The organism is Pseudomonas fluorescens (genome assembly GCF_902498065.1).
In the GTDB taxonomy this organism is placed as follows: Bacteria; Pseudomonadota; Gammaproteobacteria; order Pseudomonadales; family Pseudomonadaceae; genus Aquipseudomonas; species Aquipseudomonas fluorescens_BJ.
This window is the reverse complement of the sequence record NZ_CABVIR010000002.1, coordinates 625,401-639,444: the sequence shown is the minus strand read 5'-3', so window position 1 is coordinate 639,444 and position 14,044 is coordinate 625,401. Positions and strand designations below refer to the sequence as shown.

General features: G+C 58.0%; 11 protein-coding genes. 2 read left to right on the top strand and 9 right to left on the bottom strand.

All coding sequences use genetic code 11. From position 1 onward, the window contains the following. Window positions 1-2 precede the first annotated feature (2 nt). From F8N43_RS12285 to sdhC, 5 genes are all read right to left on the bottom strand, one after another. Window positions 3-2,834, bottom strand: coding sequence for a 2-oxoglutarate dehydrogenase E1 component (locus F8N43_RS12285; RefSeq protein WP_150630176.1), 2,832 nt, complete (start codon window positions 2,832-2,834; stop codon window positions 3-5). Window positions 2,835-3,096: 262 nt separating this feature from the next. Then, the gene (locus tag F8N43_RS12280) at window positions 3,097-3,801 is read right to left on the bottom strand and encodes a succinate dehydrogenase iron-sulfur subunit (protein ID WP_010456852.1); all 705 of its coding nucleotides are present in this window, start codon (window positions 3,799-3,801) and stop codon (window positions 3,097-3,099) included. 11 nt (window positions 3,802-3,812) lie between these two features. After that, on the bottom strand, window positions 3,813-5,588 hold the full coding sequence (gene sdhA / locus F8N43_RS12275; RefSeq protein ID WP_008032662.1) for a succinate dehydrogenase flavoprotein subunit: 1,776 nt from the start codon (window positions 5,586-5,588) through the stop codon (window positions 3,813-3,815). Window positions 5,589-5,591: 3 nt separating this feature from the next. Continuing rightward, window positions 5,592-5,960 carry a succinate dehydrogenase, hydrophobic membrane anchor protein gene (gene sdhD / locus F8N43_RS12270; RefSeq protein ID WP_017337243.1) on the bottom strand — a complete coding sequence of 123 codons (369 nt, stop codon included), beginning with the start codon at window positions 5,958-5,960 and terminating at the stop codon, window positions 5,592-5,594. Further along, window positions 5,954-6,328 (bottom strand): succinate dehydrogenase, cytochrome b556 subunit, encoded by a 375-nt coding sequence (gene sdhC, locus F8N43_RS12265; RefSeq protein WP_017337242.1) that lies wholly within the window; start codon window positions 6,326-6,328, stop codon window positions 5,954-5,956. Before sdhC ends, sdhD begins: the two co-directional genes overlap by 7 nt. Before the next feature lie 363 nt (window positions 6,329-6,691). On the opposite strand from sdhC, the gene gltA reads away from it, so the two are divergent. Continuing rightward, window positions 6,692-7,981 carry a citrate synthase gene (gene gltA, locus F8N43_RS12260; protein ID WP_017337241.1) on the top strand — a complete coding sequence of 430 codons (1,290 nt, stop codon included), beginning with the start codon at window positions 6,692-6,694 and terminating at the stop codon, window positions 7,979-7,981. Between the two features lie 596 nt (window positions 7,982-8,577). Here the strand turns inward: gltA and F8N43_RS12250 are convergent. From F8N43_RS12250 to F8N43_RS12240, 3 genes are all read right to left on the bottom strand, one after another. Further along, entirely contained in the window at window positions 8,578-10,236 is a 1,659-nt protein-coding gene (locus tag F8N43_RS12250) for a cation acetate symporter (RefSeq protein WP_150630180.1), read from the bottom strand. Then, complete coding sequence (locus F8N43_RS12245) at window positions 10,233-10,544, bottom strand: DUF485 domain-containing protein (RefSeq protein ID WP_150630181.1); 312 nt, start codon at window positions 10,542-10,544, stop codon at window positions 10,233-10,235. Before F8N43_RS12245 ends, F8N43_RS12250 begins: the two co-directional genes overlap by 4 nt. 204 nt (window positions 10,545-10,748) lie before the next feature. After that, window positions 10,749-11,600 (bottom strand): glycine betaine ABC transporter substrate-binding protein, encoded by an 852-nt coding sequence (locus F8N43_RS12240; RefSeq protein ID WP_150630182.1) that lies wholly within the window; start codon window positions 11,598-11,600, stop codon window positions 10,749-10,751. A 301-nt stretch (window positions 11,601-11,901) separates the two neighbouring features. Here F8N43_RS12240 and F8N43_RS12230 point away from each other — a divergent pair, with 301 nt between their 5' ends. Beyond that, window positions 11,902-13,497: a beta (1-6) glucans synthase gene (locus tag F8N43_RS12230; protein ID WP_150630184.1), complete on the top strand. Its 1,596-nt coding sequence runs from the start codon at window positions 11,902-11,904 to the stop codon at window positions 13,495-13,497. A gap of 125 nt (window positions 13,498-13,622) precedes the next feature. On the opposite strand, the gene F8N43_RS12225 is transcribed toward F8N43_RS12230, so the two are convergent. Next, the gene (locus tag F8N43_RS12225; RefSeq protein ID WP_150630185.1) at window positions 13,623-13,991 is read right to left on the bottom strand and encodes a hypothetical protein; all 369 of its coding nucleotides are present in this window, start codon (window positions 13,989-13,991) and stop codon (window positions 13,623-13,625) included. Between the last annotated feature and the right edge of the window lie 53 nt (window positions 13,992-14,044).

The following is a 14,044-nucleotide window of genomic DNA, read 5'->3' as shown; positions in this document are numbered from 1 at the left end:
CGTTAAACAGTAAAGGCGTCTTGCAGCAGTTTTTCCTGCTGCTCAGCGTGCATCGATGCATAACCACAAGCAGGTGCAGCAGAAGCATCACGGCCGGCGTACTCGAGTACGAGCGACTTGTTGTGATTGCCAACGATGCGGCGCATGTGGTGCTGGCTGCAGTACCAGGCACCCTGGTTCATCGGCTCTTCCTGACACCAAACGATATGTTTGAGGTTGGTGTAAGGAGCCAGGACTTCGTTCAAGTCGTCCTCAGGGAATGGGTACAGCTGCTCGATACGCACGATGGCGATGTCATCACGACCTTCGGCACGGCGTTTTTCCAGCAGGTCGTAGTAGACCTTGCCGCTACACAGAACAACGCGCTCGACCTTTTTCGGGTCCAGGGTATCGATTTCCGGGATAACGGTCTGGAACGAACCTTCGGCCAGATCTTCCAGCGTCGAGATGGCCAGTTTGTGACGCAGCAGCGACTTCGGAGTCAGAACGATCAATGGCTTGCGCAGCGGGCGAATCACCTGACGACGCAGCAAGTGGTAGATCTGAGCAGGTGTAGTCGGGACAGCAACCTGAATGTTGTGCTCGGCGCACAGTTGCAGGTAACGCTCCAGACGAGCCGACGAGTGCTCCGGACCCTGACCTTCATAACCGTGCGGCAGCAGCATGGTCAGACCGCAGAGACGGCCCCACTTGTGCTCGCCACTGGTGATGAACTGGTCAATAACCACCTGGGCACCGTTGGCGAAGTCGCCGAACTGGGCTTCCCAGATCACCAGCGCCTCAGGCGTGGTGGTCGAGTAACCGTATTCGAACGCCAACACGGCCTCTTCGGACAGGAACGAATCGTACAGGTCGAAACGTGGCTGGCCGTTGTACAGGTTTTGCAGCGGGACGTAGGTGCCCGCGTCTTTCTGGTTGTGCAAGACAGCGTGACGGTGCGAGAACGTACCGCGACCGATGTCCTGACCCGTCATGCGGATCGGGTGACCTTCGAACGCCAGGGTCGCGTACGCCATGGTTTCGGCGTAACCCCAGTTGATCGGCAGGCCGCCAACTTGCATTTTCTGACGGTCTTCGTAGATTTTCGAGACCTGGCGCTGAACCACGAAGCCTTCCGGAATTTCCAGCAGCTTGGCGGACAGTTCCTGCAAGGTTTTCAGATCAAAACGCGTGTCGTGACGCGCAGTCCAGGCGTGGCCCAGATACGGACGCCAGTCCACGAACAACTCTTTGTTCGGCTCTTTGACCAGGCTTTTTACAACATGCAGACCGTTGTCCAGCGCGTTGCGGTATTCATCGACTTTCGCCTGAACACGCTCAACGTCCAGCACCCCGGCCTGGGTCAGACGATCGGCATACAGTTCACGGGTAGTGCGCTGTTTGGTGATCTGCTGATACATGATCGGCTGGGTGCCGCTTGGCTCGTCGGCCTCGTTGTGGCCGCGACGACGGTAGCAGACCAGGTCGATTACCACGTCACGCTTGAACTGCATGCGGTAGTCGATGGCCAGCTGGGTCACGAACAACACGGCTTCCGGATCATCACCATTCACATGGAGGATCGGTGCCTGGATCATCTTCGCAACGTCGGTCGCGTACTCGGTGGAACGCGAGTCCAGCGGGTTGCTGATGGTGAAACCGACCTGGTTGTTGATCACGATGTGCACGGTGCCGCCGGTCTTGAAACCGCGGGTCTGCGACATCTGGAAGGTTTCCATCACCACGCCCTGACCGGCGAATGCCGCATCACCGTGGATGGAAATCGGCAGAACCTTCTCGCCGGTAGGGTCGTTACGACGATCCTGACGGGCGCGAACCGAACCCTCGACCACTGGAGATACGATTTCCAGGTGGGACGGGTTGAACGCCATGGCCAGGTGAACTTCACCGCCGGTGGTCATCACGTTGGACGAGAAGCCCTGGTGGTATTTAACGTCACCGGAACCCAGCTCGACCTTCTTCTTGCCTTCGAACTCGTCGAACAGCTCGCGCGGGTTCTTGCCGAAGGTGTTGACCAGTACGTTCAGACGGCCACGGTGGGCCATGCCGATAACGATTTCCTTGGTGCCGTAGGAACCGGAACGCTGGATCAGCTCGTCGAGCATCGGAATCAGGCTTTCGCCGCCTTCCAGACCGAAACGCTTGGTGCCCGGGTATTTGGTGCCCAGGTATTTTTCCAGGCCCTCACCAGCAGTGACGCGCTCGAGCAGGTGGCTCTTGATGTCGGCGGAGTACGTCGGACGACCACGCACGCTTTCCAGACGCTGCTGGAACCACTGGCGCTGCTCGGAATCGGTGATATGCGTAAATTCAGCGCCGATGGTGCGGCAATATGTCTGCTGCAACGCTTCGTGAATTTCGCGTAGGCTCGCCTCCTCTTTGCCGATGAACAGGTCGCCGGCACGGAAGGTCGTATCAAGATCGGCATTGGTCAAGCCGTAATGATTGATCGACAGGTCTGCAGGTGCAGGACGCTGCCACAGCCCCAGCGGGTCAAGCTGGGCTGCCTGGTGGCCACGCATACGGTAGGCCTGGATCAATCGCAGCACTTCAACTTGCTTCTTCTCGTGCTCACTGCTCACGCTGCCGGCGGAAACCGGTTGTGCGCGGCGCTGGTTCTTTGCCAGCAAGACGAAATGATCGCGAATTGTGGAGTGCGAAACATCGGTGGCAGAGTTGCCGTCAGTAGGCAACTTCTGAAAGTAGGTGCGCCACTCTTCTGGCACAGCGTTAGGGTCGTGCAGGTAGAGCTCATAAAGCTCTTCCACATAGGCAGCGTTTCCACCTGAAAGGTGGGCACTGTTCCACATGCGCTGCATCACGCTTTCTTGCATGCTTGGTCACCCTCGGTTAGGGGAACACCACCGGCGTCGACACCGAGCAAACTTGCAGAAGTCCGAATGCAGCGACCAAAACAAGCCACTTAGGATCACGCTGATAGTCCGGGTACCAGCCCGGATGCCCCTGCTTGTCTCATTTCTTCAAAATAAGAGCGGCAGCTTTGTGAGCTGCTGCTCAGGTTAAAACTACGGCGCCGGTTGAAGCCTGCGCCGTAGCATCTACGGGTACAGCGGTCCTACTGTTACAGCAGCTGAATCACACGCCGCTTTGCAGCAGCATGTTACGTACGTGACCGATGGCCTTAGTCGGGTTCAGGCCTTTCGGACAGACGTTGACGCAGTTCATGATCCCGCGGCAGCGGAATACGCTGAACGGGTCATCCAGCGAAGCCAGACGCTCGGCAGTCTTGGTGTCGCGGCTGTCTGCCAGGAAGCGGTACGCTTGCAGCAGAGCAGCTGGACCCAGGAACTTGTCCGGGTTCCACCAGAAGGACGGGCAAGAGGTCGAGCAGCAAGCGCACAGGATGCACTCGTACAGACCGTCGAGCTTTTCACGCTCTTCAGGGGTCTGCAGACGTTCGATGGCCGGAGCCGGCGTGTCGTTCTGCAGGTATGGCTTAACCTTCTCGTATTGCTTGTAGAAGATGCTCATATCGACGACCAGGTCACGGATAACCGGCAAACCTGGCAACGGACGAACGATCAGCTTGTTACCTTTTACGACAGAAGACAGCGGCGTGACGCATGCCAGACCGTTTTTGCCGTTGATGTTCATGCCGTCGGAACCGCAAACACCTTCACGGCAAGAGCGACGATAGGAGAAACCTTCGTCCTGCTCTTTGATCAGAGCCAGCACGTCCAGCACCATCAGGTCTTTACCACCGGTATCGACCTGGAATTCCTGCATGAACGGCGCAGCGTCCTGATCAGGGTTGTAGCGATAAACACTGACTTGCAACATGGCGGCCACCCTTAATAAGTCCGAATCTTAGGTTCAAAAGTCGGAACAGTCTTCGGCGAGAAGTTCACAGCACGCTTGGTCACGCGTTTGTCACCCGGGAAGTACAGGGTGTGGCACAGCCAGTTTTCGTCGTCGCGATCTTCGTAGTCTTCACGGGCGTGAGCACCGCGGGACTCTTTGCGGATTTCTGCAGCGATGGCGGTGGCTTCGGCCACTTCCAGCAGGTTCTGCAGTTCCAGCGCTTCGATACGAGCCGTGTTGAACGCCTGGCTCTTGTCGTTGATCTTGACGTTGGCGATACGGCCACGCAGATCAGCCAACTGAGCGATACCCTTCTGCATGTATTCGCCGGTACGGAATACACCGAAGTAGTTCTGCATGCAGCTTTGCAGCTCTTTACGCAGGGTGGCGACGTCTTCGCCTTCGGTACGCGAGTTCAGGCCATCGAGACGCGCCAGGGCAGCGTCGATGTCGGACTGGCGTGGACGGGCGTAATCAACGCCTTCTTTCAGGGTCTGCTCCAGGAACAGGCCAGCGGCACGGCCGAATACCACCAGGTCGAGCAGCGAGTTACCGCCCAGACGGTTGGCACCGTGAACCGATACGCACGCCACTTCGCCTACCGCGAACAGACCAGGAATGATCTGATCAACGCCGTCAGCGTCCTGAGTGATTGCCTGGCCATGAATGTTGGTGGCAACGCCGCCCATCATATAGTGGCAGGTTGGAACGACCGGAATCGGCGCAACGGCAGGATCGACGTGAGCGAAGGTCTTGGACAGTTCCATGATGCCTGGCAGACGGCTGTGCAGAACTTCTTCACCGAGGTGATCGAGTTTCAGCATTACGTGGTCGCCATCGGGACCGCAACCGTTGCCGGCGATGATTTCTTTAACCATCGAGCGAGCAACAACGTCACGACCGGCAAGGTCTTTGGCGTTCGGAGCATAACGCTCCATGAAACGCTCGCCGTGCTTGTTGATCAGGTAACCGCCTTCACCGCGGCAGCCTTCTGTTACCAGTACACCGGCGCCGGCGATGCCGGTCGGGTGGAACTGCCACATTTCAATGTCTTGTACCGGCACGCCAGCACGCAGCGCCATGCCGACGCCGTCACCGGTGTTGATCAGGGCATTGGTGGTGGACGAGTAGATACGGCCTGCACCGCCAGTCGCCAGAACGGTGGCATTGGCGCGAACGTAGGAGGTTTCACCGGTTTCGATACAGATGACGATCATGCCGACAAAGGCACCGTCTTCGTTCTTCACCAGGTCGACGCCGTAGTATTCGTTGAGGAATACGGTGCCGGCCTTCAGGTTGGCCTGGTACAGGGTGTGCAGCAATGCATGACCGGTACGGTCGGCAGCGGCGCAGGTACGGGCAGCCTGGCCACCTTTACCGAAGTCTTTCGACTGACCGCCGAACGGACGCTGGTAGATGCGGCCCTGCTCGGTACGGGAGAACGGCAAGCCCATGTGCTCGAGTTCGAAGACCGCTTCCGGGCCTACGGAACACATGTATTCGATAGCGTCCTGGTCACCGATATAGTCGGAGCCCTTGACGGTATCGTACATGTGCCAGCGCCAGTCATCGTTTGGATCGGCGGACGCGATGGCGCAGGTGATGCCACCCTGGGCGGATACAGTGTGCGAACGAGTCGGGAAAACCTTGGTGACAACGGCAGTCTTGTGACCACCCTGTGCCAGCTGCAGAGCAGCGCGCATGCCAGCACCGCCGCCGCCAATGATGATGGCGTCGAACGAAAGCGTATTAACAGTAGTAGACATGAATCAGATACCCCAAAGAATCTGCACACCCCAGACGAAGTAGGCGAACATCGCAACGCCGCATACTGCCTGGAAGAGGAAACGTATTGCAGTCGCGGACTTGCCGAACGCCATTGGCGTCAGGTAGTCGGTCGCAATGGTCCACATGCCGACCCAGGCGTGAGCGCCGAGGGCAACGAGGGCCAGGAGACTGAAAATACGCATCCAGTTGTTTGCGAACAGTTCATGCCATTGGGCGTAGCCGATGCCAGGATGGGCAACGACGTATCCGATCAGGAAAATGAAGTAAGCCGCGAGAACGACCGCAGACACACGTTGTGCCATCCAGTCATAGAGGCCCGAACGCGATAGGTTCGTAACGTTAGTTACCATATCCAAACTCCTGCCAGAACGATTACCACCACAGAAACGGCGATAACGATTTTCGAGCCCAGTTTGCCGCCTTCAAGCGTCTCACCGATGCCCATGTCCATGATCAAATGGCGCACGCCGGCAACCAGGTGATACAGCAAGGCGGACAGGATGCCCCAAATCACTAGCTTGGCTAGCGGACTGGTCAGACACGCTTTCACCTGACCGAAGCCTTCTTCCGAGTCGAGCGATTTGTCCAATGCATAAAGCATGATGGCCAGGCTGACAAAGAGGATGACACCGGAGATTCGGTGAAGAATGGACGTGTAAGCAGTGACTGGGAGTTTGATGGTCCTTAGGTCTAGGTTTACAGGTCGTTGGCTATTCACGGCTTTTTTTCACACTGAAGAGCCCCTAACAATCAGGGCAAAGTTGTTGGGGAGTGCACTGGTCAGGTACCCACCACCCAGGGAGTGCGACCCCCAATAAAGCAGGCCCAAAAGCCCCTGGCGGTCGGAGGCCGAGTATAGACAGTTAGGCTACTAATGACAACGCGTTCACCTTCCCCTAATAGCGCATTGCACAAGTTGGATAAAAGGCGTAAATGGCAGTCAATTTCGAGGAAAAAGTCCGGTTAAAGCCTTCTGGAGCAAGACTTTAGGCAAATTGACATTCGAATTTATCTCACTATAGTGGTGCGGGCCCTGCGTGGGGGGTCTGTCTGATGATTTCAAGCATAAATAGGAGGCCACATGGCTGACAAAAAAGCGCAGTTGATCATCGAGGGCGCAGCCCCCGTCGAGCTGCCCATTTTAACCGGCACCGTTGGTCCCGATGTTATCGATGTTCGGGGCCTGACGGCCACGGGCCGTTTCACCTTTGACCCTGGTTTCATGTCGACCGCCTCGTGCGAATCGAAGATCACCTATATCGACGGCGACAACGGCATTCTGCTGCACCGCGGCTACCCGATCGAACAGCTGGCTGAAAAGTCGGACTACCTGGAAACCTGCTATCTGCTGCTCAACGGCGAGTTGCCGACCGCAGAACAAAAGGCCCAGTTCGTCAGCACCGTCAAGAACCACACCATGGTTCACGAGCAGCTGAAGACGTTCTTCAACGGCTTCCGTCGCGACGCCCACCCGATGGCCGTCATGTGCGGCGTAGTCGGCGCTCTCTCGGCCTTCTACCACGACTCCCTGGACATCAATAACCCGCAGCATCGCGAAATCTCCGCGATCCGTCTGGTTGCGAAGATGCCGACCCTGGCAGCGATGGTTTACAAGTACTCCATGGGCCAACCCATGATGTACCCGCGCAACGACCTGACGTACGCGGAAAACTTCCTGCACATGATGTTCAACACCCCGTGCGAGATCAAACCGATCAGCCCGGTACTCGCCAAGGCCATGGACCGGATCTTCATCCTCCATGCCGACCACGAGCAAAATGCGTCGACTTCCACCGTACGCCTGGCCGGCTCTTCGGGTGCCAACCCGTTCGCCTGTATCGCCGCTGGCATCGCTGCACTGTGGGGCCCTGCCCACGGCGGCGCGAACGAAGCTGTTCTGACCATGCTCGATGAAATTGGCGATGTGTCGAACATCGACAAGTACATCGCCAAGGCCAAGGACAAGAACGATCCGTTCAAGTTGATGGGCTTCGGTCACCGGGTTTACAAAAACCGCGACCCACGCGCCACCGTGATGAAGCAGACTTGCGACGAAGTGTTGAAGGAACTGGGGATCAACAACGATCCGCAACTCGAACTGGCCATGCGCCTGGAAGAGATCGCCCTGACCGACCCGTACTTCATCGAGCGCTCGCTGTACCCGAACGTCGACTTCTACTCGGGGATCATCCTCAAGGCGATCGGCATTCCTACCAGCATGTTCACCGTGATCTTCGCTCTGGCGCGGACTGTCGGCTGGATCTCCCACTGGAAAGAAATGCTCTCCAGCCCGTACAAGATTGGCCGTCCGCGCCAGCTGTACACCGGCTACGAGTCGCGCGACATCACCAAGCTGGAAGACCGCAAATAAGACGTGTCTTGCGATAACGTCTTAAAGTTGCATCGGGAACGGCCTCTATTTATATAGAGGCCGTTTTTGTTTGTGCCGGGTTTGGCTGCCTCATTGATCGGGGGTATATCCGTTTCTTCGGTGACGACGGCTATGGCTTCCGCCCACACAGCAGGTCGCCAGGGAAAACTGAACGCCGCCCGACCCCAAGTAGCCAAGCGCTCTTGCCCCTCTCGTTCGGCCCTTCGCTTAGGCTCAGATGCCCTCGCTCCGGTCCTGCTCCGTGGGCCCGCCGCCATCAGCCATCCATAGCCGGCGGCGCACCGGCCGGCCTGGCTCTTCAAGCGTACGCATTCCCCCTGTGGGAGCTAGCCTGCTAGCGATGGTCGTTAGCGATAACGCGTGCTGTCTGCATGAACGCGTCGCCTGGACGTTTTTCGCTAGCAGGGCTAGCTCCCACAGAGGATGGAGTAAACCCGCACAATCCTCGACTATCAGGCTGACTCGGGGGCAAGTCCCAGGGCAACAAAGAGCGATAACCGCACAACAAAAAATGCCCCGATCTCTCGACCGGGGCATTTCTGTTTAACCCAACTTACACAAACAATCTCGAAGCCTTAGTGCGAAACCGCCCCACTCGCCCCCAAACCAGTCTGCGAACGAACAAACTGAGGGAAGAACAGCGCCCGCTCATTGTCAGCCGCGGTCGACTTGTCAGTGATCGAGAAGAACCAGATCCCCACAAACGCAATGATCATCGAGAACAGCGCCGGGTATTCATACGGGAAGATCGCCTTCTCGTGATGCAGGATCTGCACCCAGATGGTTGGCCCAAGAACCATCAGGCCAACCGCACTGACCAGACCCAGCCAGCCACCAATCATCGCACCGCGGGTGGTCAGCTTCTTCCAGTACATGGAAAGCAGCAGCACCGGGAAGTTACAGCTCGCCGCGATGGAGAACGCCAGGCCCACCATGAACGCGATGTTCTGGCTTTCGAACAGAATGCCCAGACCGATCGCCAGCACCGCCAGGGCGATGGTGGTGATTTTCGAGACGCGAATCTCATCCTTCTCGTTGGCCTTGCCTTTCTTGATCACGCTGGCATACAGGTCGTGAGACACCGCCGAAGCACCGGCCAGGGTCAGACCGGCAACCACTGCCAGGATGGTCGCGAACGCTACCGCCGAGATGAAGCCCAGGAAGATACTGCCACCGACCGCGTTGGCCAGGTGCACCGCCGCCATGTTGTTACCACCCAACAGCGCGCCAGCCGCATCTTTGAAGACCGGGTTGGTGCTGACCAGCAGGATCGCGCCGAAGCCGATGATGAAGGTCAGGATGTAGAAATAACCAATGAAGCCGGTTGCATACAGCACGCTCTTGCGAGCTTCTTTCGCGTCACTCACGGTGAAGAAGCGCATCAGGATGTGCGGCAGACCAGCGGTACCGAACATCAGCGCCAGGCCCAGGGAGAACGCGGAGACCGGATCTTTTACCAGACCGCCCGGGCTCATGATCGCCTCACCTTTAGGGTGAACCTTGATCGCCTCAGAGAACAGTGCGTTGAAGTCGAAGTTGACGTGCTTCATCACCATCAGCGCCATGAACGAGGCACCGGACAGCAACAGCACAGCCTTGATGATCTGCACCCAGGTGGTCGCCAGCATGCCGCCGAACAACACGTACATGCACATCAGGATACCGACCAGGATCACCGCAACGTGGTAGTCGAGACCGAACAGCAGCTGGATCAGCTTGCCGGCACCGACCATTTGCGCGATCAGGTAGAACGCCACCACCACCAGCGAACCGCAAGCGGACAGCGAGCGAATCTGGGTTTGCCCGAGGCGATAGGACGCCACGTCGGCAAAGGTGTATTTACCCAGGTTACGCAGGCGCTCGGCGATCAGGAACAGAATGATCGGCCAGCCCACCAGGAAGCCGATCGAGTAGATCAGGCCGTCGTAGCCGGAGGTGAACACCAGCGCGGAAATACCCAGAAAAGACGCCGCGGACATGTAGTCACCGGCAATCGCCAGACCGTTCTGGAAACCGGTGATCTTGCCACCGGCCGCGTAGTAGTCGGCCGCCGAGTTGTTTTTCTTGGAGGCCCAGTAAGTGATGTACAAAGTTGCGCCGACGAACGCCACGAACATCATGATCGCGGCAACGTTCAGCGGTTGTTTTTGCACGGCGCCGGTCAGGGCTTCAGCCGCCCAGGCGCCCGGTGCGAAAGCTGCGATGCTCAATAGAGCCATTAGACGCCGGATCATTGCTGAGCCTCCTTGAGAATCGCATTGTTCAGGTCGTCGAATTCGCCGTTGGCGCGTCGCACGTAGATCCCGGTCAGGATGAAGGCCGAAAGAATCAGCCCGACACCGATCGGTATGCCCCAGGTTATCGAAGACCCAGGGCTGAGTTTCGCACCCAGAATATGCGGCCCGTAAGCGATCAAAAGGATGAATCCGGAGTAAAGCCCAAGCATGATCGCCGAAAGAATCCAGGCGAACCTTTCTCGCTTACTAACCAGCTCCTTGAAGCGCGGGCTGTTTTGAATCGAGAGGTAAATGCTGTCGTTCATTGTTTTTATCCTCGCAGCACAGATTATTGTTGGAACGGTATCCACTCTATGCGGCTGCGGGACAGGTTCCAGACGACCTTAGTATTAGAACGACATGACAGAATCGCCAATGTTCGGTTTGGCGCTCCCGCAGAAAAGCAAAAAGCCCCTTGGCTTTTATGCCAAGGGGCCTTGAGAAGCGCTGACCAGAAACGTCAGCTCAAATCATTTGGTCCAGTCTGCAACGCGCTCCGGATGCTTGGCGACCCAATCCTTCGCTGCCGCTTCAGGTTTGGCACCGTCCTGAATCGCCAGCATGACTTCGCCGATTTCGTCTTTCGACGCCCACTGGAAGTTCTTCAGGAACTTCGCCACTTCCGGCGCCTTGGTGGCCAGTTCTTTGCTGCCGATGCTGTTTACGGTTTCAGCCGCGCCATAAACGCCTTTCGGGTCTTCCAGGAAGCGCAGTTTCCACTTGGCGAACATCCAGTGCGGCACCCAACCGGTGACGGCAATGGATTCGTTTTTCTTCTCTGCACGAGTCAGCTCGGCAATCATGCCGGCGCCGGAACTGGCCTTGAGTTGGTAACCGGTCAGGTCGTAATCCTTGATGGCCTGCTCGGTCTTGAGCATCACACCCGAACCGGCGTCGATGCCGACGATACGTTTCTTGAAGCTGTCGTCGGTTTTCAGGTCATCAAGGGTTTTGGCCTTGACGTACTCAGGCACGATCAAGCCGATTTTCGCATCCTTGAAGTTCGGACCGTAGTCGACGACCTGATCCTTGTTTTTGGTCCAGTAATCGCCGTGAGTCACCGGCAACCAGGCGGACAGCATGGCGTCGAGTTTGCCGGTGGCCACGCCCTGCCACATGATCCCGGTCGCGACGGCTTGCAGCTTCACGTCATAACCCAGTTTCTGCTTGATCACTTCGGCCGCCACGTGGGTGGTCGCGACGCTGTCGGACCAGCCGTCAACGTAACCGATGCTCAGGGTTTTGCTCTCGGCATTGGCCAAGGTGGAGCCAATCGCAAGCACCAGTGCGGCACCCGCGCCTAAAAGTCGTCGCATCTTCATCGTTACTTCCCCGAAAGTGCTGCGCTCGACGGATGCCGAGTCGCGTCAACGTATTGTTATGGTGCACAGCGCCCCCATCACGCCTCACCGCAAATTCGTTCGATCATCAGCGCGATTTATCAACGAGGGTACTGACGCCTCGATAATCAACCTGACGCCATCGGCGACCTGTGCTGTCAGCGACCTCAAGGCATCGAGAAACGACATCAGAAAGCCATTAATCTCGACCCTCTGAAATGCCTCGGGCAATCCGCCCGAACTTTGCATGTCAAAATCATGCAGGCCACCAAGCGGGGGACAAATGCGGGTAACATGCGCGGCTTTGCTCCCAGACGGCCTGACCATGCCCGCGACATCACGTTTTCCTTTTTTCGCTTACTTGTTTGCCTGCCTGCTGGGGCTGTTTGCCCTCGGCGGCTTTTGGTACGGCCTCGGCAAACCGGTGATTCTGCCGGACGTGGCCAGTTCGACACACAAGCTGCAATGCGCCTCCTACACCCCGTTCGACAAGGACCAGTCGCCGTTCGATCAGCCGTTCAAGTTGCGTCCCGAGCGCATGGACGCCGACCTCGCGCTGCTGGCCACCCGCTTCGAATGCATTCGCACCTATTCGATGACCGGCCTTGAGGCCCTGCCCGATCTGGCCCGCAAGCATGGCCTGAAGTTGATGATCGGCGCGTGGGTGAACAGCAATCCGGTGGACACCGAAAAAGAAGTCGATCTGTTGATCGCCTCGGCCAACGCCAACCCGGATGTGGTCACGTCGGTGATCGTCGGCAACGAAGCCTTGCTACGCAAGGAAGTCACCGGTGCGCAACTGGCCAAGCTGATCAACAAGGTCAAAAGCCAGGTCAAACAGCCTGTCACTTATGCCGACGTCTGGGAGTTCTGGCTCAAACACCCGGAAATCGCCCCGGCGGTGGACTTCCTGACCATCCACTTGTTGCCGTATTGGGAAGACGACCCGTCGAACATCGACGCCGCGCTGCAACATGTTCGCGAAGTGCGTCAGGTGTTCGGCAACAAATTCGCGCCAAAAGACGTGATGATTGGTGAAACCGGCTGGCCGAGCGAAGGCCGCCAGCGCGAAACCGCGCTGCCGAGCAGGGTCAACGAGGCTAAGTTCATTCGCAACTTTGTGATCATGGCCGAGCAAGAAGGCTGGCACTACAACCTGATCGAAGCGTTCGACCAACCCTGGAAACGCGCCAGTGAAGGGGCGGTTGGCGGCTACTGGGGCCTGTTCGACGCTGATCGCCAGGACAAGGGCGTGCTGGCCGGTCCGGTGTCGAACGTGCCGTACTGGTCGCAGTGGCTGGCAGTGGGTGGTTTGATCTTCCTGGGCACGTTGATCCTTGGTGGTCGTGTACGAAGCACCCGCTCTGCATTGGTGCTACCGCTGCTCGGCGCTTTGGCGGCCTGTTCGATTGGCGCCTGGGGCGATCTGGCACGGGTCACCACGCGCTTTGCCAGCGAATGGTTGTGGGTCGCCTTGCTGACGGGTTTGAATCTGTTGGTGCTGGCGCATGCAGCGCTGACATTGAGTGCTCGCACGGGCTGGCGTGGGCAAGCCTTCGCTGCGCTGGAACGTTGGGCGGGCTGGTTGCTGGCGGTGGCAGGGTTTGCGGCAGCGGTGATGATGCTGGAGCTGGTGTTCGATCCGCGTTATCGCAGCTTCCCGAGTGTCGCGTTCATCCTGCCAGCACTGGTTTACCTGTGTCGCCCGGTGAGCGTGCCGCGTCGAGAGATTGCCTTGCTGACCTTCATCATCGGCGCTGGCATTGCGCCGCAGTTGTATCGCGAAGGTTTGCAGAACCAGCAGGCTTGGGGCTGGGCGTTGGTGAGTGTGTTGATGGTGGCGGCGTTGTGGCGTAGTTTGCGGGTTCGCAAGGGCTGAGCTTCAGCGCAGCTACCGGCCTCATCGCGAGCAGGCTCGCTCCCACATTTAATCTTTGTCGTACACAAACTCTGTGGCCACCGAAGATCTATTGTGGGAGCGAGCCTGCTCGCGAAGACTGACTATCAGGCGCTACGAGACGCCCGGACCAGACGCAAAGCAGCAATCACCACCGCAAAAACTGCCATCGTCGTGTTGTACAACGCCAGCGCCGGAAAACCGAACGCCAGCGCCAGTATCGCCAACCACCACCCTGCCCGGCCCGGCAACACAAAGCCGATCACCGCAGCCGCCAGGGCTGCCCAGCCCAACACCTGGAAATGAATCATCAAGCCCAGGTTCGAACGGACCACGCATTCCCAGCGGCTCGCGTCGTCGACGCAGAGACCGACCCATTGCGCATCCTCCATGAAGCCATAACGCGCGCCATAACTGGCGGCCAGCCATAAAGGCAGCAAGACAAGCAGAAGAATCACGGGCAGACGGCGGGACATGAGGCACTCCAATAAACGAAAACGGCGGCCAGCTTAATCCGCCGACAGCCTGA